The organism is Longimicrobiaceae bacterium (assembly GCA_036375715.1).
In the GTDB taxonomy this organism is placed as follows: Bacteria; Gemmatimonadota; Gemmatimonadetes; order Longimicrobiales; family Longimicrobiaceae; genus DASVBS01.
In genome coordinates this window covers 74,747-101,176 of sequence record DASVBS010000076.1, presented here as the reverse complement: position 1 = coordinate 101,176, position 26,430 = coordinate 74,747, and the positions used below count along the sequence as shown (strand labels likewise).

Annotated in this window: 27 protein-coding genes and 1 tRNA gene; all 28 read left to right on the top strand. The window is 68.0% G+C overall.

Features of this window, described 5'->3' with window-relative positions:
- Window positions 1–39 precede the first annotated feature (39 nt).
- Window positions 40–930: a YicC/YloC family endoribonuclease gene (locus VF167_16385; GenBank protein HEX6927003.1), complete on the top strand. Its 891-nt coding sequence runs from the start codon at window positions 40–42 to the stop codon at window positions 928–930.
- The gene (gmk, locus tag VF167_16380; protein ID HEX6927002.1) at window positions 927–1,589 is read left to right on the top strand and encodes a guanylate kinase; all 663 of its coding nucleotides are present in this window, start codon (window positions 927–929) and stop codon (window positions 1,587–1,589) included. The genes VF167_16385 and gmk overlap by 4 nt, the downstream gene beginning before the upstream one ends.
- A 44-nt stretch (window positions 1,590–1,633) precedes the next feature.
- Window positions 1,634–1,867 (top strand): DNA-directed RNA polymerase subunit omega, encoded by a 234-nt coding sequence (gene rpoZ / locus VF167_16375; protein ID HEX6927001.1) that lies wholly within the window; start codon window positions 1,634–1,636, stop codon window positions 1,865–1,867.
- Window positions 1,868–1,872: 5 nt separating this feature from the next.
- Window positions 1,873–3,108 (top strand): bifunctional phosphopantothenoylcysteine decarboxylase/phosphopantothenate--cysteine ligase CoaBC, encoded by a 1,236-nt coding sequence (gene coaBC / locus VF167_16370; GenBank protein ID HEX6927000.1) that lies wholly within the window; start codon window positions 1,873–1,875, stop codon window positions 3,106–3,108.
- Window positions 3,105–3,968 (top strand): uracil-DNA glycosylase, encoded by an 864-nt coding sequence (locus VF167_16365; GenBank protein ID HEX6926999.1) that lies wholly within the window; start codon window positions 3,105–3,107, stop codon window positions 3,966–3,968. Before coaBC ends, VF167_16365 begins: the two co-directional genes overlap by 4 nt.
- Before the next feature lie 45 nt (window positions 3,969–4,013).
- Window positions 4,014–5,399: a replicative DNA helicase gene (dnaB, locus tag VF167_16360; protein HEX6926998.1), complete on the top strand. Its 1,386-nt coding sequence runs from the start codon at window positions 4,014–4,016 to the stop codon at window positions 5,397–5,399.
- Window positions 5,400–5,550: 151 nt separating this feature from the next.
- A complete protein-coding gene (radA, locus tag VF167_16355) occupies window positions 5,551–6,921 on the top strand; it encodes a DNA repair protein RadA (protein HEX6926997.1) in 1,371 nt (456 codons plus the stop codon).
- On the top strand, window positions 6,887–7,618 hold the full coding sequence (gene ispD / locus VF167_16350; protein HEX6926996.1) for a 2-C-methyl-D-erythritol 4-phosphate cytidylyltransferase: 732 nt from the start codon (window positions 6,887–6,889) through the stop codon (window positions 7,616–7,618). The genes radA and ispD overlap by 35 nt, the downstream gene beginning before the upstream one ends.
- A 22-nt stretch (window positions 7,619–7,640) precedes the next feature.
- Window positions 7,641–8,144 (top strand): low molecular weight protein arginine phosphatase, encoded by a 504-nt coding sequence (locus tag VF167_16345; GenBank protein HEX6926995.1) that lies wholly within the window; start codon window positions 7,641–7,643, stop codon window positions 8,142–8,144.
- The gene (locus tag VF167_16340) at window positions 8,141–8,992 is read left to right on the top strand and encodes a shikimate dehydrogenase (GenBank protein HEX6926994.1); all 852 of its coding nucleotides are present in this window, start codon (window positions 8,141–8,143) and stop codon (window positions 8,990–8,992) included. Before VF167_16345 ends, VF167_16340 begins: the two co-directional genes overlap by 4 nt.
- A gap of 307 nt (window positions 8,993–9,299) precedes the next feature.
- Window positions 9,300–9,812: a ComF family protein gene (locus tag VF167_16335; GenBank protein ID HEX6926993.1), complete on the top strand. Its 513-nt coding sequence runs from the start codon at window positions 9,300–9,302 to the stop codon at window positions 9,810–9,812.
- 57 nt (window positions 9,813–9,869) lie between these two features.
- The gene (gene gap, locus VF167_16330) at window positions 9,870–10,877 is read left to right on the top strand and encodes a type I glyceraldehyde-3-phosphate dehydrogenase (GenBank protein ID HEX6926992.1); all 1,008 of its coding nucleotides are present in this window, start codon (window positions 9,870–9,872) and stop codon (window positions 10,875–10,877) included.
- A 10-nt stretch (window positions 10,878–10,887) separates the two neighbouring features.
- Entirely contained in the window at window positions 10,888–12,111 is a 1,224-nt protein-coding gene (locus tag VF167_16325; protein HEX6926991.1) for a phosphoglycerate kinase, read from the top strand.
- Window positions 12,111–12,872, top strand: a complete 762-nt coding sequence (gene tpiA, locus VF167_16320) for a triose-phosphate isomerase (GenBank protein HEX6926990.1) — start codon at window positions 12,111–12,113, stop codon at window positions 12,870–12,872. Before VF167_16325 ends, tpiA begins: the two co-directional genes overlap by 1 nt.
- A gap of 66 nt (window positions 12,873–12,938) precedes the next feature.
- A complete protein-coding gene (gene secG, locus VF167_16315; GenBank protein HEX6926989.1) occupies window positions 12,939–13,370 on the top strand; it encodes a preprotein translocase subunit SecG in 432 nt (143 codons plus the stop codon).
- A gap of 184 nt (window positions 13,371–13,554) precedes the next feature.
- On the top strand, window positions 13,555–14,241 hold the full coding sequence (locus VF167_16310) for a hypothetical protein (GenBank protein HEX6926988.1): 687 nt from the start codon (window positions 13,555–13,557) through the stop codon (window positions 14,239–14,241).
- A 753-nt stretch (window positions 14,242–14,994) separates the two neighbouring features.
- Window positions 14,995–16,131 carry a hypothetical protein gene (locus tag VF167_16305; protein ID HEX6926987.1) on the top strand — a complete coding sequence of 379 codons (1,137 nt, stop codon included), beginning with the start codon at window positions 14,995–14,997 and terminating at the stop codon, window positions 16,129–16,131.
- 171 nt (window positions 16,132–16,302) lie between these two features.
- The gene (gene rpiA, locus VF167_16300) at window positions 16,303–17,007 is read left to right on the top strand and encodes a ribose-5-phosphate isomerase RpiA (protein ID HEX6926986.1); all 705 of its coding nucleotides are present in this window, start codon (window positions 16,303–16,305) and stop codon (window positions 17,005–17,007) included.
- Window position 17,008: 1 nt separating this feature from the next.
- The gene (rpe, locus tag VF167_16295; GenBank protein HEX6926985.1) at window positions 17,009–17,692 is read left to right on the top strand and encodes a ribulose-phosphate 3-epimerase; all 684 of its coding nucleotides are present in this window, start codon (window positions 17,009–17,011) and stop codon (window positions 17,690–17,692) included.
- Between the two features lie 57 nt (window positions 17,693–17,749).
- Window positions 17,750–17,831 (top strand) — tRNA-Leu (locus VF167_16290).
- Between the two features lie 156 nt (window positions 17,832–17,987).
- A complete protein-coding gene (locus VF167_16285; protein HEX6926984.1) occupies window positions 17,988–18,635 on the top strand; it encodes a helix-turn-helix domain-containing protein in 648 nt (215 codons plus the stop codon).
- The gene (locus tag VF167_16280) at window positions 18,632–19,975 is read left to right on the top strand and encodes a TolC family protein (protein ID HEX6926983.1); all 1,344 of its coding nucleotides are present in this window, start codon (window positions 18,632–18,634) and stop codon (window positions 19,973–19,975) included. The genes VF167_16285 and VF167_16280 overlap by 4 nt, the downstream gene beginning before the upstream one ends.
- Entirely contained in the window at window positions 19,972–20,943 is a 972-nt protein-coding gene (locus tag VF167_16275; GenBank protein ID HEX6926982.1) for an HlyD family efflux transporter periplasmic adaptor subunit, read from the top strand. Before VF167_16280 ends, VF167_16275 begins: the two co-directional genes overlap by 4 nt.
- Complete coding sequence (locus VF167_16270; GenBank protein HEX6926981.1) at window positions 20,940–21,953, top strand: ABC transporter ATP-binding protein; 1,014 nt, start codon at window positions 20,940–20,942, stop codon at window positions 21,951–21,953. Before VF167_16275 ends, VF167_16270 begins: the two co-directional genes overlap by 4 nt.
- Window positions 21,950–22,720, top strand: a complete 771-nt coding sequence (locus VF167_16265; protein HEX6926980.1) for an ABC transporter ATP-binding protein — start codon at window positions 21,950–21,952, stop codon at window positions 22,718–22,720. Before VF167_16270 ends, VF167_16265 begins: the two co-directional genes overlap by 4 nt.
- 31 nt (window positions 22,721–22,751) lie before the next feature.
- Window positions 22,752–23,867 (top strand): ABC transporter permease, encoded by a 1,116-nt coding sequence (locus tag VF167_16260; GenBank protein HEX6926979.1) that lies wholly within the window; start codon window positions 22,752–22,754, stop codon window positions 23,865–23,867.
- Window positions 23,867–25,027, top strand: a complete 1,161-nt coding sequence (locus tag VF167_16255) for an ABC transporter permease (protein ID HEX6926978.1) — start codon at window positions 23,867–23,869, stop codon at window positions 25,025–25,027. The genes VF167_16260 and VF167_16255 overlap by 1 nt, the downstream gene beginning before the upstream one ends.
- 94 nt (window positions 25,028–25,121) lie before the next feature.
- Window positions 25,122–26,366: an MFS transporter gene (locus VF167_16250; GenBank protein ID HEX6926977.1), complete on the top strand. Its 1,245-nt coding sequence runs from the start codon at window positions 25,122–25,124 to the stop codon at window positions 26,364–26,366.
- Window positions 26,367–26,430: the final 64 nt, after the last annotated feature.

Sequence of the window (26,430 nt, the reverse complement as noted above, 5' to 3'; positions counted from 1 at the left end):
CCCGGGCGCCGGTAGTTTCTGGCAACTCCGGAGGGGGCGATGATCCGCAGCATGACGGGCTTCGGCGAGTCCGAGATCGCGGTGCCGGCGGGACGGCTGAGGGTCGAACTGCGGACCGTCAACCACCGCTACCTGAACGTGAATGCACGGCTACCCACCGCGCTCGCGCGCTGGGAGCCGGAGATCCGCGAGTGGCTGCGCGGCCACTTCGTTCGCGGTCATGTGAACTGCACGGTGCGGCTGGAGCGTGAGCCGGGTTCGGGGGCGGCGGGTCTGCGTCTCGACCTCGATCGGGCAACCGCCTACGTCGAGCTGCTCAAGGAGTTGCAGGATCGGTTCGCCCTCGGCGGCGAGGCAGATCTCGCGGTCCTGTCCCGGTTCTCCGATATTTTCATCCGGGAGGAGCCGGAGTCGGAGGCGGTGGACGTCTCCGGCGAGGACCTGCGGCGAGCGGTGGAGGCCGCGGCTACAGCGGTGTCGGCGATGCGCGCCGAGGAGGGGCGCCGGCTGCAGGTCGACCTCGAGGAGCGCTTCGAGGCGATCGGGACGGCGCTGGACGAGATCGCAGAGCTGGCGCCGGCGCGGCTGGAGGCGGAACGCGACCGGCTTCGCAACGCGATCCAGGAGCTGGCGGAAGGGGTCGCGGTCGACCCGGCCCGGCTCGCGCAGGAGATCGCGATCCTGGCGGAGCGCTGGGACATCAACGAGGAGCTGGTACGCTTCCGCTCACACCTCGCTCTGGCTCGTGACCTGCTCGCTGGCGACGGGTCGGAAGGGGTGGGCAAGCGCCTCGGCTTCCTCGTCCAGGAAATGCACCGCGAAGCGAACACGATCGGTTCCAAGGCCAACCACGCGGGAATTGCGCATCGCGTAGTGGCCATCAAGGAAGAAGTGGAGCGGCTTCGAGAGCAGGTGGAGAACATCGAGTGACGAGCAGGGAGGAGTCGCTGGTCGGCGGGGTCTTTCCCGTGATCTTCGCGGCTCCGTCCGGGGCGGGGAAGACGAGCATCGCGCGCGCTCTGCGAGATCGGCGCCCCGATGTAGAGTTCTCCATTTCCGCCACCACCCGGGCCCCGCGGCCGGGGGAGCGTAACGGAGTGGATTATTTCTTCCACTCTGAAGAAGAGTTCCGCGCCATGATCGATCGAGGGGAGCTTCTGGAGTGGGCGGTCGTGCACGACCACCTGTACGGAACTCCCCGGCGGAACCTCGAGCGCGCGGCCGAGCACGGACGTCATCTCCTGCTCGACATCGATGTGCAGGGCTCCCGGCTGGTCCGCCGCCAGGTGCCAGAGGCCGTCGCCATATTTGTTCTGCCCCCTTCGGGGCGGGAGCTGGCGCGGCGGCTGATCGGCCGCGACAGTGAGAGCCGTGAGGTGCAGCGGCGTCGCCTGCAGGCCGCCCGCAACGAGCTCGCCGCGGCGAGCGAGTTCGATTACGTGATCGTCAACGACGATCTGGACGCCGCGGTCGAGTCAGTGCTCGAGATTCTGGCCGCGGAACGGCGTCGCGTCGGCCGGCTCGACGGTCTGGCCGATTTCGTGGAGTGGCTCGCTTCGGACGTGGATGAATTTCTTGCGCGCGAGTGACGGCCTCTGGCCGCGCGCGCTTTCCCGAGAGCAGTGGAGGAGCAATGAGGGTCATCACCCCCGGGCAGATCGCCCGACACACCGGGAGCAAGTACCTCGGCGTGCTGGTGGCCGCGAAGTACGCCCGCGCGATGAACGAGTTTCGTCGCGGGCAAGTCTACGAGGAGCCCGTCCCCGGGCAGGAGCCACCGGAGAAGCTGACCACCATCGCCCTGCGGGAGGTGGCTCAGGGCTCGGTCGATTTTCAGCTGGTGGAGCGCCGCCGGGACGAGAGCTGACCGCGATGCCGGCCCGCCCACGTGCCGCGCGGCGCCCGTTCGTGGGGCGCCGCGTCGTGCTTGGTGTCACCGGGGGGATCGCCGCGTACAAGTCGATCCAGCTCGCGCGCGATCTCACGATTGCCGGCGCGGAGGTGGACGTGGTGATCACCCGGGGTGGGCTGGAGTTCGTACAGCCGCTCCCCTTCGAGGCGCTGACCGGGAGGCCGGTGCGTACCCTTTCCCACGCGCCCGGCGAGGCGGTTACCCACATCCGGCTCGCACGTGAGGCCTCCCTGGTGGTGGTGGCGCCTGCCACCGCCAACTTCCTCGCGCGCGCCGCGGCCGGCATGGCCGACGACCTGCTCACCTCCATCCTGCTTGCCACCGAAGCCCCCGTGCTGCTCGTTCCGGCCATGAACGACCGGATGTACGCGCATGCGCAGATGCAGCGAAACCTGCAGCGCCTGGGGGAGCTCGGTTACACGCTGATCGAGCCCGCTCTGGGGCCGCTCGCCTGGGGAGAAGGGGAGGGTCGCGGTCGCATGCCCGAGCCGGAAGAGATCTTCGAGCACTGCGCACGCGCCCTCGAGCCGCCCAATCCGCTGAGCGGGCGGCGCGTGCTGGTCACCGCCGGACCCACGCGCGAGCCGCTCGATCCGGTGCGCTTTCTCGGGAATCGCTCGTCCGGTCGGATGGGGTATGCGCTGGCGCGGGCGGCGTGGCGACGTGGGGCGGAGGTCACCCTGATCTCCGGACCCACCGCGCTGGAACCTCCGACCGGCGTGCGCCTGGTTCGCGTGGAATCGGCAACGGAGATGCGCGACGCGGTGGCCGAAGAGCTCCCCTCCGCCGACGCACTGATCATGGCGGCGGCGGTGGCCGATTTTCGGCCCGCCCGCGCGGTGCCGCAGAAGATCAAGAAAGGGGAGGCCCCTCCGGAGATCCCGCTGGAGGCGAACGACGACATCCTGCTCGTCACCCGCAACAGGCGGCGGCTGGGGAGCGTCGTGGTGGGCTTCGCCCTGGAGACCGAATCGGCTGTCGAGAACGGCCGGGAGAAGCTGCAGAAGAAAGGGCTCGACCTGCTGGTCGTGAACGACGCCACCGAGCCGGGCGCAGGATTCGAGGTGGACACCAACCGGGTGGTTATTCTGGACCGGGACGGGAATGAGGCGGATCTTCCGCTCCTGAGCAAGGACGAGGTCGCGGACGAGATCCTCGACCGGGTGGCGGCGTATCTGGAGAGGGCGACCCCGTGACCTCTCCGACGGACCTGCTGCGGCGGCACCTGCGCCAGTCGCGCGAGCTGGGGCAGAGCGAATGGGTGCTCGACCGGCTCACCGCCGTCGAGCTGCTTGAACTGGTCGAGAGGCTAAGCTCTGCGCGGCAGTCAGGGCGGCAGGAGGAGCGCGCTTCCGTCAGCGTGCCCAACCGAAGCCGCCGCGGAGCGGAGACCGCCGGTGTACCAGCGAAGGCCGCGGTGGCGGATGCCGATCGATTGACCAACGCGACAGACGTGGAGGCTCCCGGTCACCGAGCCGAGCACATCATCCGTCTGGGAGAGCTGGACTCGGTGCGGCAGACGGCGATGGGTTGCATGGCCTGCCGGCTGGCACAGACGCGCAAACGGGTCGTCTTCGGTGAGGGGAGCGAGACGGCCGAGGTGATGGTGGTGGGCGAGGCCCCGGGGGCGGAGGAGGACCGGACTGGTCGACCCTTCGTGGGTAGGGCCGGTCAGCTGCTCGACCTGCTGCTGGCGTCCGTCGGTTTTCCGCGGGAGTCCGTCTATATCTGCAACGTTCTCAAGTGCCGGCCGCCGGGGAACCGCGATCCTCAGCCGGACGAGATCGAAGCATGCAGTGCGTTTCTCCACCGCCAGGTCGAGCTGATCGCCCCGCGTGTCATCCTCACCGTGGGCACCTTCCCCTCTCAGACCCTGCTCGGCACGCGTGAACCGATCAATCGTCTGCGCGGGCGTGTGCACCAGTACCGGGGGAGGCCGCTGATCCCCACCTTCCATCCGGCCGCGCTCCTCCGTAACCCGGGTTGGATCCGGCCGGTGTGGGAAGACCTCCAGCGCCTCCGTTCCGTTCTCGACGGCGACGCGGCGCACGCCTGAGCGCGTTTTGCTTTTTCTCGCCGGAAGGCAAGCCTGAGAAACCCCATGCAGTCCATTTCTTCGATTGCACCGGCCCCTCCCGCGCCCGAACGGCGGCCACCCTTCTCCATCGAGGCGGAGATGTCGGTGTTGGGCGGGATGCTCATCGACCCGAACGCCATCGTCCGCGCCATCGAGATCCTGGACGAGACGATGTTCTACCGGGAGGCGCACCGCCGGCTGTATCGGGCCATGGTGCGCCTCTGGGAGACCGGTGGCGCGATAGAGCCGGTAAGCCTGGCCGAGCACCTCCGCGCAACGGGGGACTACGACATGGTGGGGGGTGCCGCCTACCTGGCGCAGCTCTGGGACTACGTCCCCACCGCGGCGAACCTGGAGTACCACGCCAAGATCGTCCGGGAAAAGGCGGTACTGCGGCGGCTCATCGACACCGCGACGTCGATCATCCAGGACACCTACGCCAACCAGGGAGACGTCGATAAGCTGCTGGACGAGGCGGAGCAGCGCATCTTCGAGATCGCGCAGGTCCACGAGCGGCGCGGTTTCGTGTGGATCAAGGAGCTGCTCTGGCCGGCAATGGAGCAGATCGAGATCCTGTCGCAGTCGGGCTCGGCGATCACCGGCGTTCCCACCGGATTCCCCGATCTCGACCACCTGACGGCGGGATTCCAGCGCGGCGACCTGATCATCGTTGCGGCGCGACCGTCGATGGGAAAGACCGCCCTCACCCTCAACATCGCCCAGCACGCCGCCATCGGAGCGCAGAAGGCGGTCGCCTTTTTCTCGCTGGAGATGAGCAAGGAAGCGCTGGTGCAGCGGATGCTCACCTCCGAGGCGCGGGTCGACGCCAGCCGGGTGCGCACCGGAAGACTGCGCGACGACGACTACCCCCGCCTGGCCCAGGCGGCCGGCTTGCTGAATACGGCGCCCGTCTACATCGACGACACCGCGGGCATCTCGATTCTGGAGATGCGCGCCAAGGCGCGGCGGCTGAAGGCCGATCGCCCGGACCTGGCGCTGATCATCGTCGACTACCTCCAGCTCATGACCACCGGGACCCGCATGGAGAACCGGCAGCAGGAGGTGTCCGAGATCTCACGGGGGCTGAAGGCGCTGGCGAAGGAGCTGGACGTGCCGGTGGTGGCGCTGTCGCAGCTCAGCCGTGCCGTCGAGTCGCGCCCGGACAAGCGCCCGATGATGTCCGACCTGCGCGAGTCGGGAGCGATCGAGCAGGACGCGGACCTGATCATGTTTCTCTTCCGCCCCGAGTACTACTTCGGCCCCGTGGACAAGGACGGGAACAGCCTCGAGGGTCGCGCGGAGCTGATCATCGGCAAGCAGCGGAACGGGGCGACAGGTGTGGTTCCCCTCGTCTTCCATAAGGAATACACGCGCTTCGAGAGCTTCTCCTACCGGACTGACGAGCCCTGATGACCCGCAGGCAAGACGGCGGCGCACAGGTCGCCGGTGTTCAGGGCGCCGGGAGGAGATGCATTGGTCACTGTAAGGGCGAGGTCGGGCACCGGCTGAACCTCTTCGGGTATCGGCAGCCAGTCGCAGCGATCACCCGGAGGGCAGCCTGATGGCGAAGACGCGCACCCGCTTCTTCTGCACCGAATGCGGGAACGACACCCTGCGGTGGCAGGGACAGTGTCCGGCCTGCGGGGAGTGGAACACGCTGGTGGAGGAGGCGCTCCCCCGCGCCGAGCGGGGGCGCGGTCGCGGCGCCCGGCGCGGGGGAGGATCCCGGCCGGCACCCGTCCGCCTGCGGGAGGTGGAAGGCATCGACCAGCAGCGCTGGAGCTCCGGGCTGGCGGAGTTCGACTTCGTGCTCGGCGGCGGGATCGTGCCCGGCTCGGTGGTACTCGTCGGCGGCGAGCCGGGGATCGGGAAATCCACCCTGCTGCTGCAGGTGGCGGCGCGGCTGGAGGCCGCGGGGCTCCCGACGCTGTACGTGTCGGGGGAAGAGAGCGCCCTCCAGGTGCGGCTGCGAGCGAATCGGCTGGGGGACGGGGCGGGGGAGGTCCGCATCCTTGCCGAGACCGAGCTCGAAGCCATTCTGGCTCGCGCGGCCGAGCTGAGTCCCCGATGTTTGCTGGTGGACTCCATCCAGACGGTCTATACTCCCGACCTCGAAGGGGCACCCGGCAACGTGGGGCAGGTACGTGAGTGTGCCGCCCGGTTGCAGCGCTTTGCCAAAGAGACGGGGACAACCGTCTTCCTCGTTGGCCACGTGACCAAGGGCGGAGGAATCGCCGGGCCTCGCACCCTCGAGCACATCGCGGACACCGTGCTGTATTTCGAGGGAGCGGGCTCGCTGGATCACCGCATCCTGCGCGCGACCAAGAACCGTTTCGGGAGCGTCGACGAGATCGGCGTTTTTCGCATGGCGCCCGAGGGGTTGATTCCGGTGTCGAACCCTTCGGAGCTGTTCCTCTCCGATCGCGCGCGGGGCGGGTCGGGGTCGGCGGTGGTGGCCGCCATGGAGGGCTCGCGGCCCCTGCTGGTGGAGGTGCAGGCGCTGGCGACCCGCGCCCCCTACGGTGCCCCGCAGCGGGTGAGCACCGGCTTCGACCACAAGCGGCTCGCCCTGCTGCTGGCGGTGCTGGAGAAGCGAGCGGGGATCGGCTTCGGTCAGTTGGACGTATTTCTCAACGTGGTGGGAGGGATGCGGATCGTGGAGACGGCGGGGGACGCCGCGGTTGCCGCGGCGCTGGCTTCGAGCGTGCTCGACCGGGCCGTGCCGCCGGAAGCGGTGGTGATCGGGGAGCTGGGGCTGGGAGGCGAGTTGCGCCCGGTGGGACAGGTGGAGCGTCGCCTCGCGGAGGCCGCGAGGATGGGCTTCACCAGCGCCTATGTGGCGGCGCGCGGTCGTCCGAGGGGAGCACCGGAGGGGTTGCGTATCATGGAAACGGCGGATGTCCGGGAGCTCATCGACCACCTCTTCCCCTGAGCCGGCGACTGCCGCGGCGGTGATCGTGGCAGGCGGCTCGGGCCGGCGCATGGGAGGGGTGCGGAAGCAGTACCTCGAGCTGTGCGGAGAACCGGTGCTGCTGCGGGCGCTGCGGCCCTTCGTGGAGCATCCCGGGATCGGCCCCGTAGTGGTGGTGCTGCCCGCCGAGGACGTCGACTCGCCACCCGATTGGCTCCAGGGCCTGCCGGTTCTGTTCGCTCGCGGCGGTCCCCAGCGCGGCGACTCGGTACGTAGTGGGCTGGCGCGGCTGCCGGAGGAAGTCGATGTGGTGCTGGTGCACGACGGTGCACGGCCCTTTCCGACCCGGGTGTTGATCGACCGGGTCCTGCAGCGGGCGAGCTCGACCGGTGTGGTGGCGGCCCTCCCCGCCACGGACACGATCAAGCGGGTGGACGAATCCGGAAGGGTGGTGGCCACGCTGCCACGGGCGCAGATCTGGCAGGCGCAGACGCCACAGGGGTTTCCCCGCCGGATGTTGGTCAGCGCGTATGAGCGGGCGGCTCGGGAGGGCTGGACCGAGACCGACGACGCCGCGATCTTCGAACGTTGTGGGCTGCCGGTCGTGGTCGTGGACGGTGAGCGCGACAACCTCAAGATCACGCGGCCCGAAGACCTCGCCATTGCCGAGGCGATCGCCAGGCGTGCGCACGATGTCGACGACGCTCGCGGACCCTGAAGGGAGACGAAGGGCGAAAGATATGGAATCCCGATCGAGCACGTTCTCCCCAGGAACATCGTACAACATCCTGTTCGTCTGCACGGGGAACACCTGCCGCTCGCCCATGGCGGAGGCGGTGGCACGGGCGGAGCTCGAGCGGCGCGGCTGGACCCACGTGAAGGTCGCCTCGGCGGGAACGAGCGCGGAGCCGGGCGCAGCAGCCGCTGCGCCGGCGGTGTCGGTGGCGGCGCGTCGCGGGATCGACCTTGCCCCGCACGCCTCCACTCAGCTCGATGAGAAGCTGGTGGAATGGGCGGATCTGATCCTGGTGATGAGCCTCTCGCACTACGAAGCGGTGGAGCGGCTCGGCGGCGGGTCGAAGGTGGCCCTGCTCGGCGACTTCGCCGCGGGCGAGGAGGGGGCGGGTGCGCCGGTCCTCGATCCGTTCGGAGGCTCCGAGGAGGTCTACGAGGAGACCATCCGCGAGCTCGAGCGGCTCGTCTCCAGCTCACTCGACCGGTTGGCGCCGATTCTCCACCCGTGACGGACCTCCCCACTTCGGCGACGCGCCTGATCGCCCTGCTCGGGAATCCCGTCGCCCATTCGATCTCCCCCATCTTCCAGAACGCCGCTTTCCGCCACGCCGGCGTCGACGGCGTCTACCTGGCGCTGCGCTGCGAAGGGGCCGCCGTTCCCGGGCTGCTGCGAGGGATCGCGCTGGCCGGGGGAGGGGGCAACGTCACCGTGCCGCACAAGGAGGTGGCTGCCCAGGCCGTCGATGAGCCGACCGAGGCGGTGCGGCGGACGGGCGCCTGCAACACCTTCTGGTCCGAGGGCGACCGCATCCGCGGCGACAACACCGACGTGGTGGGCTCGGCTCGCGCCATCGAGGCACTGCTGGGGGGCTCGGCCGCGGGCGCCCGCGTTCTCCTGGTGGGGAGCGGCGGCGCGGCGCGGGCGGCCCTGGCCGCGCTTGCGGACGGCGGCGCCGGCGAGGTCGTCCTCCTGAACCGCACGCGCGGCCGGGCCGAGGCGCTCGCGGCCCTCTTCCACGATGCCCCCTTCCGGGCGAGGGTCGCGGAGCGGGAGGAGGAGCTTCCGGACGGAAGCTTCGATCTCGCCATCAACACCACTCCGCTCGGACTGCACGCCCGGGACTCTCTTCCGCTCTCCGACAGGCTTATCGACCGTCTGCGCGCCGGCTTCGACATGGTGTATCGCAACGGGGGCACGGAATGGGTGCGGCGGCTGCAGGCGGCCGGGATTCCCGCCGCGGACGGCCGCGAGATGCTCCTCTGGCAGGGCGCCGCCGCGTTCGAGCGCTGGTGGCGCATTCCCGCGCCCCTGGAGGTGATGCGTGCGGCGATCGAGGCGGCCACGCGGGCTCTCTGAAGCACCCGCACGCACCCTGGCGTAGCCACAAGCCCCGCGAATGCGCGCCTTCCTTCACCCGGCGGCTCGCACCCTGCTCGCGGGGTTTGCCGATCTCCTCTTCGCGCCTGTCTGCCTGGGCTGCGGGGCGCTCGTCCCGACGTCCGCCAGCGAGCGGCGGTTATGCGGCGCCTGCCGTACCCGACTCCGGGAGATCCCTCGCCCGCGGTGCCCCCGGTGCGATTCGCCACGACCTCCTGCCGCCTCCGTGGCCCTCGCGCGGGAGGGTTGCTCGACCTGCGATCTGCTTCCTCCCGCGGTCCGGTCGTTGCGGTCCGCGTTCGTCCTCGAAGGACCGGCCCACCGCCTCGTTCACGGGCTCAAATACGGGGGGTGGCACTGCCTGGCCTCGCTCATGGGGGGTCGCATGGCCGCGGTGTGGCTCGGACGTGAGACGGAGGAGGAGGTGGAGATGCTCGTGCCGGTGCCGCTGAGCGGCGTACGACTGCGGCAGCGGGGGTACAACCAGGCTGGGCTGCTGGCGGAGGTAGTCTGCCGAATCCGGGGCCTCCAGTGCCGGCCGGATGTGCTGGTGCGAAGCCGGTCCACCGAGTCCCAGACGACCTTGCATCCGGCAGAACGCCGGGCTAACGTAGCGGGCGCTTTCCGGGTCCCTGCGGAGAGCGTCGGAGCGATCCGGGGGCGGCACCTCCTCGTGGTGGACGACGTGTGGACGACAGGGGCAACCACTCTCGCCTGCGCGGATGCGCTACTCGGGGCAGGAGCCCGCGCAGTCAGCGTGCTCACCTTTGCGAGAGCGCTGCCAGAGCTGCGCCGGTGATCGGGACTGCGGGAGCCTTCCCGCGGTTTTCTACAAATTCAGAGCATGGAGCTCGCTATGGCGATACGTGTTGCAATCAACGGATTTGGCCGCATCGGCCGGAACATCCTGCGGGCCGCTAAGAAGGCAGGGGTGACGGATCTGGACTTCGTTGCCGTCAACGACCTGACTGATCCCCGCACGCTGGCGCACCTTCTCCGTTACGACTCCGTGCACGGCGCTTATCCGGGCACGGTCGAGGCGGGTGAATCTTCGCTGACCGTCGATGGGGACGAGATCCGGGTCTTCGCGGAGAAGGATCCCGGCAGCCTTCCCTGGAAGGACCTGGGCGTAGATATCGTGATCGAGTCGACCGGCCGCTTCACCAAGCGGGAGGACGCCGCCAAGCACCTGGAGGGCGGCGCGCGCAAGGTCATCATCTCGGCGCCCGCGAAGAACGAGGACGTGACGATCGTGCTCGGGGTCAACGAGGAGAAGTACGACCCGGCCAATCATCACATCATCTCGAACGCGAGCTGCACCACCAACTGCCTGGCGCCCGTCGTCAAGGTCCTGCTGGACGAATTCGGCTTCCGTCGCGGCTTCATGACGACGGTTCATTCATACACGAACGACCAGCAGATCCTCGATCTACCGCACAAGGACATCCGTCGTGCGCGCGCGGCGGGGCTGTCGATCATCCCCACCACGACCGGTGCGGCGAAGGCCACCTCGCTGGTCATCCCCGAGGTGAAGGGGAAGCTGGACGGCGTGTCGATGCGCGTCCCGACGCCCGACGTCTCGATCGTCGACCTCGCCTGCGAGCTGGAGAAGGACGTCACCATCGACGATGTGAACCAGGCGTTCAAGGCGGCTGCCCAGGGGCACCTGAAGGGCATCCTCGACTACACCGATGAGCAGCTTGTCTCGGTGGACTTCATCGGCAACGCCAACTCGGCGATCGTGGACGGTCCGTCGACGAACGTCGTGGCGGGGCTGGTGAAGGTCATGGCCTGGTACGACAACGAGTGGGGCTATTCCAACCGGTGCGTCGACCTCGCCCGTTACGTGGCCGAGCGGCTCTGAGGAGACGCGCATGGACCGATTGACCCTGAAGGACCTGGATGAGAGCGCGGTCCGGGGTCGCCGGGTGGTCGTCCGGGTGGACTACAACGTTCCCCTGGACGACCGCCAGGAGGTGACGGACGATACCCGCATCCGGGCCACGCTCCCGACCCTCGAGTGGCTGACCTCGCGCGGCGCCCGAGTGGTGCTCCTCTCGCACCTCGGCCGCCCGAAGGGGAGGCCCGTGCCCGAAATGTCGCTGCGGCCCGCGGCGCAGCGGCTGGCCTCGCTGGTGAGTCAGAAGGTCGACTTCCTTGGTGAGTCGGTGGGCGAGGGGGCCGTGCAGGCGACCCGTGAGCTCCGCGACGGCGATATCCTCGTGCTGGAGAATACGCGCTTTCATGCGGGCGAGGAAAAGAACGACCCGGAGTTGTCGCGCCAGTTCGCCGATCTCGGCGACGTATACGTCAACGACGCTTTCGGGGCGGCGCACCGGGCGCACTCCTCCACCGCCGGCATCGCGGAGGTAATCCGTGAGCGGGGAGGCTGGGCCGCAGCAGGCCTGCTGATGGAGCGCGAGCTAGCCTACCTCGGCGGTGCGCTGGAGAACGCGCGGCGGCCTTTCGTGGCCATCCTGGGCGGGGCAAAAATCTCCGGAAAGATCGACGTGATCGAAGCGCTCCTTCCCAAGGTGGATCGCCTGCTGATCGGCGGCGCGATGGCCAACACCTTCTTCCGCGCTCAGGGGAAGAGCACCGGCTCTTCGCTGGTTGAGGAGGAGCGCCTGTCCATGGCGAACGACCTGCTGGCGCGCTCCGGAGAGAAGCTGGTCCTTCCCAGCGACCTGGTTGTGGCGCGCGCCATGGAGCCGGGCGTCGAAACCCGGGTGGTGCCGGTCGACGGCGTGGAGGAGGGCTGGATGGCCCTCGACATCGGGCCCGAGACGGCGGAGCGTTTTGCGGCAATCATTCGCGACGGTGGAACGGTGCTGTGGAACGGGCCGATGGGGGTCGCAGAGATCGCGGAGTTCCGCGGCGGCACCGAGCGCGTCGCCAATGCCCTGGTGGAGGCGACCCGGGCGGGCGCGACCACAGTAGTTGGGGGCGGTGACTCCGCCGCGGCCATCGCGGAGCTGGGCCTGGCGGACCAGGTCTCCCACGTCTCCACCGGTGGCGGTGCCTCGCTCGAGTTTCTGGAAGGGAAGACCCTGCCGGGTGTGGCGGCGCTGAGCCCGCGCAACGAGGGGCCCCGCTGATGCTACGGACGCCGATCATCGCGGGGAACTGGAAGATGCACATGGGGCCCCGGGAGGCGGAGAGCTTCATCTCCGCCTTCCTGGCGGCGTATCCCGGCACGAGGGACCGCACGGTGGCGCTCTTTCCCCCGGCGATCTCCCTCGGCGCCGCGATCGCGGCGGCCAGCGGCCGCGGAGAGATCGTCTTCGGGGTGCAGAACATCCACTGGGAAGCAAAGGGAGCTTTCACCGGCGAGACGTCCGCCCCGATGGCGGCGGAAGCCGGGGCTCGGCTGGTCCTGGTGGGTCACAGTGAGCGACGACATCTCTTTGGCGAGACCAACGAGGATACGCGCCGGAAGGTAGGCGCCGCCTTGCAGGCGGGCCTCTCACCGGTACTGTGCGTGGGGGAGCTGCTGGAGGAGCGCGAGGCCGGCCGGGCCGTGGCGGTTGTGGAGGAGCAGCTCCGCGCCGTCTACGAAGACCTGGAGGCTGGCGATGCGGCCCGCGTCGTCATCGCCTATGAGCCGGTCTGGGCGATCGGAACCGGACGCACCGCAGCGCCGTCCGACGCTCGAGAGATGCACGCAGCGGTGCGAGGTTACCTGGCCCGCCGCTACGATCAGGACCTGGCCGCCCGCATCCCGATTCTATATGGCGGAAGCGTGAAGCCGGAGAACGCGGCCGAGTTGCTCGCCGAAGACGGGGTCGACGGCCTCCTGGTCGGGGGTGCCAGCCTGGATCCGCAAGGATTTGCTCGCATCTGCGCGGTTCCTGCTTGACCGTCCCGGCGGCCCCCATTACAGTAGACAGCTTACCGTCGGTATCACTCGAGGCGAAGAGGTTCTGTGTACTATCTGCTGCTGACGCTGCTGGTCCTGGACGCGTTCCTGCTGGCCACGGTCGTGCTCCTGCAGGCCGGTAAGGGCGGAGGCCTGGCCGCAATGGGGGCGGCGGGAGCCGGGACGGATTCCATTTTTGGCAGCCGTCAGGCGACCACGCTGCTGACGAAAGCTACGTGGTGGACAGGGGGGATCTTCCTGGTCCTCTGCTTTGTGCTCTCGCTGATGTCGGGAGGGTCCACCCATTCGAGCTCGATCCTGCGGGAGGGGCTGCAGCCCCCGGCCTCATCGCCCACCGTTCCGACGACGTCGGAGGTCGCGCCGCTGCAGCCCTCTGGCGAGGCCGGGGGCGAGGCGGGCGCTTCCGAAGGGGCGTCGAGTGATGAGAGCGGCGGCGGCGCCCCGAGTGGGTCGGGTGCCCTCGAGGGCGAGCAGTAAGCGACGCTTCCGGTTAGGATCGGCCAGAGCAGGCGCCTTGCAACTCTGTGGGGCGCCTTTTTTTGAGGGGGCAATCGGAATGGATTTTGCGCCTCGCGAGGTCGGCCCCAAACATTGACAAGGGCCGCTAATGCGGTAAGATGCTCTCGCTTTCACGCCCCGGATCGCCGGGAAGGACGCGCCAGTGGCCCTCATCAAAGGTATGTCGCGGTCGTTGCAGCGGCAGGTCGATCTCACGACCGCTGTCTGCCAGGAGCGCCTCCTCTCGACGCACGTTCGACACGTGCTCGCCCTGGTCGATCTCGTGGCCGATCGGATGCCGTTCGATGATGCGCTCGATATCTACGTACGCATCCTGCGGCTGACTCCGGAACAGGCTCGGAATGTAGGTAGTCGGGCGCTGGCGGAGTTGGGGCGGAGAGGGAGTGTCGGCGGGGCGACGCTCGCCGACTCGGCGGTAAGCGCCGAGCGGGAGCCCGAAGAGGAAGATCGCGGCGAGGGTCGCTCGGGGCGTTCGGATGCGCTGCTCGCACGGCTTCGTCGGCGCGTGCGTGGACGTGTACAGGACGAATTGCGAGAACGGATCAATCTCGCGGCCGCCCGGACGGAGGATGGGATCCTCCAGACCCACGTACACAACAGTCTCACATTCGCGCGCGCGCTGTCCAGCGAGCTTTCCGTCTCCGAGTCGATCGAGTTGTATTTGGAGACGATGATGCTTCCCGAAGGCGTGGCGGACGTCATATACAATCGGGCGTTGAGCATCATTGCCGAGCAGGTGCTGCCGCCGCTGCCCGGAGGCGAGGAGCAGGAGGAGCTTCCCCGGATCGACGTGAGTACGCTCCGGATTACCCCGCTTCCGGAACAATGATGGCGGTTCAGGATAAAAGGCATCGGTTGCGAGCAGGTTCGGCTGGCAGGAAGTCTATACGGCATTTTTCCTGCGTGTACCAGCGCGATTTGTAAGCATACCGTGTCCATGGGCGTTCTCCCGCAGGGGATCGCCCGATTGGATTAAGGAGGAGGATGAGGGGAAGCACCTGGGCCGGGGTAGGTGACGTGCGGACGTGGCCATTGGTCGGGCGGTGTGAGGAGGAAGCGGCCACGGCGGTGCGGGTGACTGGTCCGACGAACGTCGAGCGGACAGGTTGGCTACCTGTCTCTGCCGCCGTTGCGGAAGGCGATGGAATCGCCAGGGGTGGGTCGGCTCCTGCGGAGCTCGGCCGGGGTTGGGCGGGACCGTACATTGCGTACACAAACGAATTCAATTCGAGTAATGTAGTGGGGAGTGCCGAACGGCGCGCGAGCGCCGCGGCGCTCTCGTCATTTGGTATGATAAGTGCGCCCCGGCGCGGGGGTTGGGTCCCCTGCGCAAGGGCTCGGGGGTTTGTAGGAGGCGGGTCCGAGACCGCACGCCGAATGATCCCCGCGGGGGTGGTGCGGTTGGCGGAACCGTCCCGGGTCGTGCACCGCGAGTGGAAGGGAGGTGATAAGCCGTTGCATCCCTTGTGAGTAGGACCCGTGGGACGGCCTGGCATTTTTCTTGACTGAAGGCGGGCCGCGTTGGTGTTCGTCTTCCATTGGGGGGAGGCGGTAAACTACCACCTCGTACGGAGGGGAATCGATGAAACGATTACTGGCATCCGCCGCTACTGTGATGTTTTTGGTGGCGGGGACGGGTAGTGACGGAAGTGCGCAGACACCGTCCGTGTTTGATCTCGGACTGTACGGAGGTATTCAGTACACGAGCGATTGGTTCGAGATCCGAGATGAGGGGTTCAAGACCGGCTTCGGCCCGATCTTCGGCGCCCAGGCGACTTTCTGGGCGACTCCGGCGATCGGCGTTCGGCTGCACGGTGGGTATTTCCCGACCGGGCTGCCCGAGGCCGACGACGAGTCTGCGAGCGAGTCCGACTATCCGGTAAACAATTATCTGGCTGATCTGAACCTGGCCTTCCGGCCGTTCCTGAACAGCACCAGCCGGATGCTGTCCTCGATGTATCTGTTCCTCGGCGGTGGTGCCGCCTGGGCGAACGTGGCGGGTGGCGACGAGGATCAGATCACCTGCGTCGAGGGCTACGAGGATACCTGCGTTTCGCACAATCCGGGTTATTCGACTGTCGGTCAGGGGAACGTCGGTATCGGTTGGGACTGGGTCAGCCTGTCGAACTCGATCGGGATCTTCTCGGAGGTGGCCGTTCACGGGTATGACTCGCCCGCGCATGTGGGTGACAGCGGCGCTGCCGAGGACAAGTTCACCTTCACCCCGCGGGGTACGCTGGGCCTGAAGTTCGCTTTCGGTGGTGCTCCGGAGGAGATCGTCCTTCCTCCTCCGCCGCCGCCTCCGCCGCCGCCGCCGCCTCCGCCGCCCCCTGCCACCCGGCAGATCTCGGTGTGCGTAGTGCAGAATGGCGCGCTGTCTGAGGTGACCGCGACGTTCAATCCGGCGACGGGTGACACCACGGTGAACGGGCAGCCGTTCGCGACCGCGTATCCGACATCGGCTCCGAACTATGCGGCGAACGAATCCTGGTTCATCCAGAGCGACTCGGTGACCTACAACGATCAGCAGTACGTGAAGTACGGCGTGACGCGCATGGTCAGCCCCTCGCAGCTGACGGCCGCGGGCACGGTCAACGGCATCACCGTCTTCGGTGAGGCCTCGGCCGAGGCGCCGTACCGCGTGATCTACGTCCCGGTCCGTCCGGGCTGCGAATTCCAGCCGTACGAGCAGCGCGCTGTGCTCCGGCCGCGCGGCTGATCGAAGCTGCGAAAGCAGGAATGCAGGCGGGGGCGCCCTTCGGGGCGCCCCTTTTTTTCGTGCTGGTTTCCGCGGCGGACCGGCGGGCACTGGCTCCCAGTCTGCCTCGCGCCGGGGCGTCGATCTTCCTATCTTTCCCGCTCACATTGAACCGGAGCCGGGAGACCCTAGGTGGACGAGGAGCAGCAGAAGCGCAGGGCCGCGATTCACGGGGCGCGCTGGATCGGAGAAGATGCGGTGGTCGGGCTCGGTACCGGCTCCACGGTGCGACACCTTCTCGACGTCATCGCCGAAGGCCGTAGGGAAGGGCGTTGGCTGGGCATTCGCTGCGTCCCCACGTCGCGGCAGACGGAGGAAGTGGCGCGTCAGCTCGGAATTCCCCTCGTTTCTCTGGATGAGGAGCCAGTCCTGGACGTCACCATTGACGGTGCTGACGAGGTGGATCAGCGGCTCGACCTCATCAAAGGGCGGGGCGGCGCGCTGCTGCGGGAGAAGATCGTCGCGGCCGCGTCCCGCCTGAGGGTTATCATTGCCGACGCCTCGAAGGAAGTGGCGAAGTTGGGTACGCGGATGCCGCTGCCCGTGGAGGTTGACCCGTTCGGAGCCGCGATCCAGCCGGATTTCCTACGGTCCCTCGGGGCCATTCCCGAGCTGCGTCGGACTGCGAACGGCGTGCCCTTTGTGAGTGACGGGGGAAACTACATTCTGGACTGCCGGTTCCCCGACGGCATCGACGATGCGGCCGCGCTCGAGCGGGAGCTCAACAATCGCCCGGGGATCGTCGAGAACGGGCTCTTCGTGGGCCTGGCCGATCACGTGGTGGTCGCCTCCAACGACGAGATACGCGTCCTTTCCCGGGCTGGCGCCTCCGTCTGACATGCCCCTGAAGATCGCTCCCTCGATCCTCTCGGCGGACTTCACCCGCCTCGGGGAACAGGTCCGTGCCGCCGAGCAGGCAGGGGCCGACTGGATCCATGTCGACGTCATGGACGGCCACTTCGTCCCCAATCTGACGGTGGGGCCGGCGGTGACCGCCGCGATCCGTAGCGTGACCCGGCTGCCGATCGACGTGCACCTCATGGTCGAAAATCCGGACGAGCACCTGCAGGCGTTCGTCGACGCCGGCGCCGATTCGCTCACCGTACACGTCGAGGCGCTTCCGCACCTGCACCGGACGGTGCATCGTATTCACCAACTCGGCGTGCGCGCAGGAGTGGCCCTCAATCCTGCCACTCCAGTGGAGACCTTGACAGAGATTGCCGGGGACCTCGATCTCGTGCTGGTGATGACCGTCGACCCGGGCTTCGGGGGCCAGGATTTCATCCCGCGGAGCGGGGAGAAGGTGGCGCGCATGGCGGAGCTGTTGGGCCGACGTGGCCAGGCTGGTGTCGAGCTCGAGGTGGACGGAGGAATCCGGAGCGAGACGGTGGCGGAGGTGGTGGCGGCGGGCGCCACGGTGGCCGTCGCCGGCTCGGCCATCTTCGGAGACGGGGGCGATATCGGCCACAACATTGCCCGGCTGCGAGCGGCAGCGTCGCCGGTGGAACGCAACAGGCGGTGACCGGTTACCGATTGCCACCGGCTAGCGGTTAGCAAGACATCAGATCTTCCGGACCTCGCCTGGGTGGTGGAAGCGGTAGACACAGACCTCTTAAAAAGGTCCGGCGAGAGCCGTGCGGGTTCGAATCCCGCCCCAGGCATCCCGGTGAAGGAGCGGCCCTTCCCTGATCGGTGAGGGTCGCTCTTGCGTTCTTGCACTACGATGCCTATACTTGGTCAAATAGTTGAACCATATGATTAAAGCCTACGATCAAGGTGCTTGATCCGGGTTTCAGTCATTGACGGCAGGGCGTCAAATGGCGAAGGCGGAAGTGGGACGGACGGATGACAGCGGTACGGAGCGGAGGATCCTCGACGCGGCGCGACGCGTGTTCATGCGGCGCGGAACCGCGGGCGCCCGCATGCAGGAGATCGCCGAGGAAGCGGGCGTGAACCAAGCGCTACTTCATTACTACTTCCGCTCGAAGGAGCGGCTGGCGGAGGCGGTCTTTCTGGAGGTGGCCAAGCGACTGGTGCCCGCCGTGGCGGAGATCCTCGGGTCCGCGGCGCCCCTGGAGCAGAAGGTTCGGCGCGCGGTGGAAATCTACATCGACACGGTGCGGAAGACCCCCTACCTGCCCGCCTACGTGCTCTCGGAGCTGCACCATCATCCGGAGCGCTTTCAGGCGCTGGTGGCCAATGCCGCCGGTGGCCGCGGTCGAGATCCGCACGAGGTGCTCGAGCTGCTGCGGCGACAGCTGGACGAAGAGGCGGCGGCGGGTCGCTTGCGTCCCATCGCGCCCGAGCAATTTCTCCTCAATGTGATGGGTCTCGTGGCCGCTCCTTTCCTCGTCCTGCCCATCCTCCCGTTCGTCCTGCCCGGCGAGCCCGATGCGTTCGACCGCATCCTGGATGAAAGGCGGGCGGAGCTTCCGGACCTCATCCTCCGGTCGTTGCGGCCATGAGCTACCCTCGTCTGATTCGCGGAGCCTTCATTGGCTTGCTCGCGACGGCTGTTGTGGCGGGAGGTGGCGCCGCTCAGGCGGGACCGACCGGCGCGACGAACACGCCTGCAGACACGGTCCGGCTGGCGGAGCTCCTGGAGGCTGCCCTGCAGGAGGATCCGCGCTCCACACAGCCGGGGCTGGTGGATGCGCAGACGGAGAGGCGTCTGCGCACGATCGACGCCGATCGGCTGCCGGCGATCGGACTGTATGCCCGTGGTCAGCACCAGTCCGTCGTCCCCTCGATTCCGTTCGATCTACCCGGAGGTTTCTCTCCCCCGGTGCCCCCTCGCGACTCCTACGAGGCCGCGGTCACCCTGCGGCAGAGCCTGTACGACCCGTCCGTTTCAGCGCGTCGCCGGGTCGAGACCGCGCGCGGCCAAGAGGCCCGCGCCAGCGTCGACGCCTCGCTCTACTCGATCCGTGATCGGGTGAGCGAGGCCTTCTTCGCGGCTCTGTTGCTGGGAGCCCAAGCCGATGAGGTGGATGCGGCGATCGCGGCAATCCAGGCGCACCTGCAGGTGGTCGAGGCGCGCCGAAGGGAGGGGGCGGCGCTTCCCAGCGAGGAGGCCGATCTCCAGAGGGAGCTCCTGCGCCGTGAGCAGGCGCGGGATCAGCTGCGTGCGAGGGCGGAGGCAGCGCGCGACCAGCTGGAGCAGCTCACCGGGGTTCCCATCGATAGCGCGACCCGGCTCGAGCCGCCCTCTCTTGCGGCGCTGGAGAACGCCGCCCCGCAGGAATGGAAGTCTCTGCAGACGCGCCCTGAGTACGAGCGCTTCCGCCAGACCGCGGAGGTCCTGGAGCGACGGGCACAGGCTCTGTCGGCGCGCGCCCGACCCCGCCTGTCGGCTTTCGGCCGCGCGGGCTACGGCAGACCGGGACTCAACCCTCTTTCCACGCGCGCCGAGGAGTACTGGCTCGCGGGAATCGAGGTGGAGTGGTCGCCGTGGCAGCGCGGAACGGTCAGGAACGAGCGCGGAGAGCTGGCGCTCCAGGAGGAGATCCTGAAAACCGAGGCGGAGGCGTTCACGCGCGAGCTGGAGCAGTCCGTGATCGCGCAGCTCGCCGAGGTCGAGCAGCTGGAGGCAGCCCTTACCCGCGACGACCGTATCGTCGAGCTGAGCGAGCAGATCCTGCGGGAGACCCGCCTCCGCTTCGAAGAAGCCGTCGTGACCTCAGCGGAGTTGCTGGAGGACGAGGCCGACCTTCTCCGCGCGCGGCTAGACCGGGTCAACCATTCGATCGGTCTGGCACACGCCCGCGCGCGGCTCCTCACCATCATCGGTCAACCGATCCCATGATCGTCCACTTGTCGGGCAGGCCAATCGCACCATCGCTGCTGCTTGCCCTCTGCGTCGTCGGCGCGTGCCGCCGGACACCGGAGCCCCACGCGTACGGAAACTTCGAAGCCACCGAGGTGGTGGTCTCGGCGGAGAGCGCGGGCCAGCTCGAGCGATTCGTGCCGGACGAAGGAATGTGGATCGCCGCGGGATCCATCGCGGCGGTGGTCGACACGATCCAGCTCGCGCTCGAGCGGCGGCAGATCGAAGCCCAACACCAAGCCGCGACCCTTCGCGAGGTCGAGGTCACGCAGCGGCTGCGCGCCGTCGAGGCGCAACTGGAGGTGGCGCGTCGCAGCTACGAGCGTACGCGGCGGCTGTTCGCGGCGACCGCCGCCACCGCGGTGCAGCTCGACCAGGCAGAGAGAGAGCTGCGGACGCTGCAGGCCGAGTTCGACGCGCTGCGCGCGCAGCAGGAGAGCGTCGCTCTGGAGGCCGCCTCGGCTTCCGCCCGGGTCGCCCAGATCGAGGAGCGGATCGCCCGCAGCGTCGTGCGCAATCCGCACAGCGGGACGGTGCTCACCACCTACGTCGAGGAAGGCGAAGTCGTGCAGCCGGGCCAGCCGCTCTATCGGATCGCGGATCTCGACACCCTCGATCTGCGTGCCTACGTGGCGGGCGACCAGCTGCTGCAGCTACGCGTGGGGCAGCCCGCCACCGTGCGAGTCGACGCCGGAGGTGGCGAGCTGATGCCAGTAGGGGGCGTGGTCACCTGGATCTCGCCCTCGGCGGAATTCACGCCCACGCCGATCCAGACGCGGGACGAGCGGGCCGATCTGGTCTACGCCGTCCGGGTCCGCGTGCCCAATCCGCAGGGTAGGCTGAAGATCGGGATGCCGGCGGACGTCACCTTCGGCTCCGCGCCGGTCCCCCCTGCCGGGGATCGAGGCGAGCGCGCCGACTCTGCCAGCGCCGCGGAGGAGGCATGAGCCGCCTCTTCCGGCGCCGTGTGTCCTCGGTGAGCACTCTCGCCGCGAGCGGCGGTCGAGTGAGCGTGCAGGAACCGATCGTGGTCGAGAACCTCAGCCGCCGCTTCGGCGAGAACACCGCCCTGGATGGGATCTCGCTGCGGGTCAACGCCGGGGAGCTGTTCGGGCTGGTGGGTCCCGACGGTGCAGGGAAGACCACCCTCTTTCGCATCCTCTCCACCCTGCTTCTCCCGGATACGGGTCGGGCCACCGTCCTGGGCTTCGACGTGGGCCGTCACCTGTGGGAGATCCGCGCCCGCGTCGGCTACATGCCCGGTCGCTTCTCCCTCTATCCCGATCTGAGCGTCGAGGAGAACCTGCATTTCTTTGCGGCGGTGTTCGGCACGACGGTGGACGAGGGATATGCCGCCATCGCCCCCATCTATCGTCAGATCGAGCCCTTTCGCGAGCGCCGCGCGGGGGCGCTCTCCGGCGGCATGAAGCAGAAGCTGGCGCTCTGCTGCGCGCTCGTGCACCGCCCGCAGCTCCTGCTGCTGGACGAGCCGACCACCGGGGTCGACGCCGTATCGCGCCGGGAGCTCTGGGACCTGCTAGCCGAGCTCAAGGCCTCCGGCCTGCCCATTCTCGTGGCTACCCCTTACATGGACGAGGCCGCGCGCTGCGACCGGATCGGCCTGATGCAGGCCGGCCGATTGCTGGCGGTGGACGAGCCAGGCCGGATCGGCGACCGCGTCCGCACGCCGCTCCTCTCGATCACCGGTCCCGGACGCTACCGGATGCTGCTGCGGCTGCGGCAGCATCCCGATGCCCTCTCGGTTCACCCCTTCGGGGATACGCTGCACTATGCCGATCGCCGAACCGGCGTGACGCCGCAGGCGCTCGCCGCGGAGATCCGCAGCCTGCTGCGCCAGGAGGGTTTCGAGCACGCCCAGGTGGTCCCGATTCGTCCCGGCGTGGAAGACGCCTTTCTGGCACTGATCGAGGGTCGCGAGGAGGCGCCCGCCGCATGAGCGCAGCCATCGAGGTGGTCGGCCTGACGCGCCGCTTCGGGAGCTTCACGGCGGTGGACTCGATCAGCTTCGAGGTGCAGCCGGGCGAGGTGTTCGGCTTCCTCGGCGCCAACGGGGCGGGGAAGACGACGGCAATCCGCATGCTGATCGGTGTGCTCGCCCCGAGCGGCGGGTCAGCGACGGTCGCGGGGTGCGACGTCGTTCGCCAGCCCGAGGAGGTCCGGCGCCGCATCGGCTACATGAGCCAGCGCTTCTCCCTGTACGAGGACCTGACCGTCGCAGAGAACATCACACTGTACGGCGGCATCTACGGCCTTTCGGACGACGAGATCGAGGCCCGGCAGGAGGAGCTGCTGCGACGGCTGGAGCTGACCAGCGCGCGTGACGCCCTGGTGGGCTCCATTCCCCTCGGGTGGAAGCAGAAGCTCGCCTTCTCCGTCGCGCTGATCCATCGGCCGGCGGTGGTCTTCCTGGACGAGCCGACGGGCGGAGTCGACCCGCTCACCCGGCGGCAGTTCTGGGAGATGATCTACGCCGCGGCGGAGGAAGACATCACCGTCTTCGTAACCACCCACTACATGGATGAGGCCGAGTACTGCGACCGCGTCTCGATCATGGTCGACGGCCGGATCGCCGCATTGGGGACACCGGCCGAGCTGAAAGCCCGGTTCAACGCCGACTCGATCGACGCGGTGTTCGTCCAGCTCGCGCGGCCCGGCACAGGCAACGGTTCTGCGGCGAATGGCGGGTCGCCTTCCTCGTCATGAGCACGGTTGAGGCACGGCCAGGAGGACAGCCATGAGTCCGGCATTCGTCGCGTTGCGCGCCTTCATGGTCAAGGAGGTCTGGCATCTGCTCCGCGACAGGCAGACTCTGGCGATCCTTCTGCTGCTGCCGCTCGCGCAGGTGGTCCTGTTCGGCTATGCGCTCCGCAACGACATCGAGGACGTGCGCATCGCCTTCGTCGATCCCTCTCCCGATGCCGCCTCGCTTGCCCTGCGCGCGCGCTTCGAGGGCACGCGGCACTTCCGCATGGTCGCTTCCGCTCCCACCGTGCAGGCTCTGGAGCCGCTCTTTCGCCGCGGAGCGGTCGACCTCGCCCTCGCTTTCCCACCCGATTTCGCCGGTGACCTCGCCTCCGAGCGGGGTGCCGCGCTTCAGCTTGTCGGGGACGCGGCAGATCCGAACACCGGGAGCACGATGGCGGCTTATGCCGCGGCGGTCATCGGGGATTTCGAGCGCGAGCTGGGCGGTCGAGCGCCGCTGCGCATCGAGACCCGCATGCGGATGCGCTTCAACCCCACCCTCGAGAGCGTGAACCTGTTCGTGCCCGGCCTCATCGCGCTGGTGCTGACCATGGTTTCGGCGCTGATGACGGCGATCTCGCTCTCGCGCGAGAAGGAGCGAGGAACGATGGAGATCCTCCTCGTCTCGCCGCTTCGCCCGTGGCAGATCATCACGGGCAAGGTGATGCCGTACCTGCTGCTCGCCTTTGCCAACGCGGTGACGGCGTTGCTCGCGGCTTGGTTGATCTTCCACGTTCCGTTCCGGGGCAGCCTGCTCCTGCTGTTGAGCGCGAGCGTGTTGTACGCGCTCGTCGGACTGGCGCTCGGGGTGGTGATCGCCTCGGTTGCGCCGTCACAGCGCGCCGCCATGGTCACGGCGCTGGCCGGCACGATGCTGCCCAATGCGCTCCTCTCGGGCATGATCTTCCCGATCGCGAGCCTGCCGAACTGGCTTCAGCTGATCACCCTCGCCGTCCCCGCGCGCTGGTTCATCGTGATCGCCCGCGGGGTGATGCTGAAGGGGGTGGGGCTGGAGTACGTCTGGATGGAGCTGCTGATCCTGACCGGGATGCTGGTCGTGCTGATCCTCGCCGCCGTTCGCGCCTTCCGGCCACGCCTCGCGGTCTGATGCGTACCCTTCGCTTCCTGCTGCGCAAAGAGTTCCTGCAGATCGTGCGGGACCCCGTGCTCTTGCGGCTCATCCTGATCATGCCGCTGGTGCAGCTCCTGATCCTGGCCCACGCCGTCACCTTCGAGGTGCGCAGCGCCGGAGTGTACGTCATCGATCACGACCGAAGTGAGACGTCTCGGGAATTGGTAGACCGCCTCCTCGCCTCCGGCCGCTTCCACCTCGTGGGCGCGAGCGCATCGCGCGTAGAGGCGGACGAGGCGATGCTCAACGGCGCGGCCGACGCGATCCTGGTGTTCCCTTCGAAGTTCGAGGCGCAGCTGGTGCGAAGCGGGGAGGCGCCCGCTCAGCTGATCCTGGATGCAGAGGACGGGGCCGCGGCGGCCGTCATCGGCTTCTATGCCTCGCGAATCATCGACCGGTACGCGATGGAAGTGGCCGCGGAGCGGAGCCCGAGCGCCTACCAGACAACCTACCGGACAGGTGTGAGAAGCTCGCCGTTCGGTGAGGTCGGCCCACGGTTGGAGGTGCGCCGGCGCGGTTGGTACAACCCCGAGATGGATTACCGTGCGTACATGGTCCCGGGGATCCTGGTCGTCCTGGTTACACTGATCGGGAGTCTGCTGACCGCCCTCAACATCGTGCGGGAGAAGGAGGCCGGCACGCTGGAGCAGCTGAACGTCACCCCCGTTTCCCGATCGGCCTTCATCGCCGCGAAGCTGATTCCCCTGTGGACCTTTGCGATGGTCGACCTGGCGCTGGGGCTCGCCTTCGCGTGGGCGGTGCTCGGGGTTCCCGTGCGGGGCAGCCTGCTGTTGATCTTCTTCTCCGCGTCCGTCTACCTGGTGCTCGCGCTGGGGATCGGCCTGTGGATCTCGACGGTGGTCGAGACGCAGCAGCAGGCGATGTTCCTGACCTTCGCGCTGATGATGGTCTACCTGCTCATGAGCGGCCTCTTCACCCCACTCCGGTCGATGCCCACCTGGGCAGAGTGGCTGGCCCAGCTCAACCCACTCGCCCATTTCGTCCACCTGATGCGCGCAGTGCTGCTGAAGGGGGCAGGGCTTGCGGACGTCTCACGGCAGCTCGCGATTCTGGGTGCGGGAGGCGCCACCGTGCTCGCTCTGGCCGTGCGGCAGTACCGTAAGCGGTCGGGATGACGCATCGGGCCGCGCGCCCCTTTCCATCCCGGCTTCCGTAGCCTAGTTTCTGGCCACTCCCAACCTTCCCGTTCAGTCTCCAGCCGATATCCGAGTGAATCGAACGCTCAGCGCCCGATTGAGTCTGATGATGTTCCTGGAGTTCTTCATCTGGGGCTCCTGGTACGTCACGGTGGGGAACTACATGACCAGCGTCGGGATGGCCGACACGATCGACTGGGCCTTCTCGGTCCACCCGATCGGCTCGATCGTCTCGCCGTTCTTCCTGGGGATGGTGGCGGATCGGTTCTTCGCGACCGAGAAGGTGCTCGGGGTCACCCAGATGATCGGCGGCGTGGCGCTGTTGATGGCGCCGGCCTTCGCCGGTTCGCCCCCGGGCTTCATCGCCATGCTGCTGCTCCACTCGCTCTGCTTCGCGGCGACGATGGGACTGGCGAACACCCTCGCCTTCCACCACGTCACCGACCAGGAGAAGCAGTTCCCGCTGATCCGGGTGTTCGGCACCATCGGGTGGATCGTGGCGGGTGTGCTGGTGAGCGGCATCCTGCACGCCGACGAGACGCCCATCCCCTTCTATGTGGGTGGCGGCGCCGCCATCCTGATGGGACTGTACAGCTTCAGCCTGCCTCACACGCCTCCACCGCTCGCCGGAACCCGGCCGAAGGCTCGGGAGATTCTGGGACTCGACGCGCTGTCGCGGCTCAGCAGCCGCCCCTTCTGGGTCTTCATCGCCAGCTCGCTGCTGATCTGCATCCCGCTGTCTGCGTACTATGCCTACGCGCCGGTGTTCGTGAACGCGGCGGGGGTGTCGGACCCCGCCTTCAAGATGAGCTTCGGGCAGATGTCCGAGCTCTTCTTCATGCTGCTGATGCCCTTCTTCTTCGCCCGTCTGGGGGTGAAGTGGATGCTGGCGATGGGGATGCTCGCCTGGGTGGCTCGCTACGCCCTGTTCGCGCTGGGCGCCCCGGCCACGATCACCTGGATGATCATCCTGGGGATCCTGCTCCACGGAATCTGCTACGACTTCTTCTTCGTCGCCGGGCAGATCTACGTGGATAAGCGGTCGGAGCCGGGCATTCGCGGACAGGCTCAGGGCTTCGTGGTGTTCGTCACCTATGGGGTGGGCATGCTCCTCGGTGCGCAGATCGCCGGAGCGCTGTTCGATAGTGTGCTCGGCGCGGACGTCTCGCAGTCGATGCAGACCTGGGCAACCTTCTGGTGGATTCCGGCGGCCTTCGCGGCGGCCGTGCTGGCCGCATTCATCGTGCTCTTCAAGAGCGACGTGGACGAAGGGGCTCCGGCGAAAGTGCCGGAGGTTGCCACCGAAGCCGGCCCCTGAGCCACAGCTGCTGGTGGGCGGCCGGTTGGCCGCCCACGGTGCTTCGCCCCGGCAACCGTCGGGG

Bases quoted from the DNA above. Each gene is read 5' to 3' on its own strand.
- VF167_16385 (HEX6927003.1), top strand. From the start codon at position 40: ATGATCCGCAGCATGACGGGCTTCGGCGAGTCCGAGATCGCGGTGCCG.
- rpoZ (HEX6927001.1), top strand. From the start codon at position 1,634: ATGAGGGTCATCACCCCCGGGCAGATCGCCCGACACACCGGGAGCAAG.
- coaBC (HEX6927000.1), top strand. From the start codon at position 1,873: ATGCCGGCCCGCCCACGTGCCGCGCGGCGCCCGTTCGTGGGGCGCCGC.
- dnaB (HEX6926998.1), top strand. From the start codon at position 4,014: ATGCAGTCCATTTCTTCGATTGCACCGGCCCCTCCCGCGCCCGAACGG.
- radA (HEX6926997.1), top strand. From the start codon at position 5,551: ATGGCGAAGACGCGCACCCGCTTCTTCTGCACCGAATGCGGGAACGAC.
- ispD (HEX6926996.1), top strand. From the start codon at position 6,887: ATGTCCGGGAGCTCATCGACCACCTCTTCCCCTGAGCCGGCGACTGCC.
- VF167_16345 (HEX6926995.1), top strand. From the start codon at position 7,641: ATGGAATCCCGATCGAGCACGTTCTCCCCAGGAACATCGTACAACATC.
- gap (HEX6926992.1), top strand. From the start codon at position 9,870: ATGGCGATACGTGTTGCAATCAACGGATTTGGCCGCATCGGCCGGAAC.
- VF167_16325 (HEX6926991.1), top strand. From the start codon at position 10,888: ATGGACCGATTGACCCTGAAGGACCTGGATGAGAGCGCGGTCCGGGGT.
- tpiA (HEX6926990.1), top strand. From the start codon at position 12,111: ATGCTACGGACGCCGATCATCGCGGGGAACTGGAAGATGCACATGGGG.
- VF167_16305 (HEX6926987.1), top strand. From the start codon at position 14,995: ATGAAACGATTACTGGCATCCGCCGCTACTGTGATGTTTTTGGTGGCG.
- rpe (HEX6926985.1), top strand. From the start codon at position 17,009: ATGCCCCTGAAGATCGCTCCCTCGATCCTCTCGGCGGACTTCACCCGC.
- VF167_16285 (HEX6926984.1), top strand. From the start codon at position 17,988: ATGGCGAAGGCGGAAGTGGGACGGACGGATGACAGCGGTACGGAGCGG.
- VF167_16280 (HEX6926983.1), top strand. From the start codon at position 18,632: ATGAGCTACCCTCGTCTGATTCGCGGAGCCTTCATTGGCTTGCTCGCG.
- VF167_16275 (HEX6926982.1), top strand. From the start codon at position 19,972: ATGATCGTCCACTTGTCGGGCAGGCCAATCGCACCATCGCTGCTGCTT.
- VF167_16270 (HEX6926981.1), top strand. From the start codon at position 20,940: ATGAGCCGCCTCTTCCGGCGCCGTGTGTCCTCGGTGAGCACTCTCGCC.
- VF167_16265 (HEX6926980.1), top strand. From the start codon at position 21,950: ATGAGCGCAGCCATCGAGGTGGTCGGCCTGACGCGCCGCTTCGGGAGC.
- VF167_16260 (HEX6926979.1), top strand. From the start codon at position 22,752: ATGAGTCCGGCATTCGTCGCGTTGCGCGCCTTCATGGTCAAGGAGGTC.
- VF167_16255 (HEX6926978.1), top strand. From the start codon at position 23,867: ATGCGTACCCTTCGCTTCCTGCTGCGCAAAGAGTTCCTGCAGATCGTG.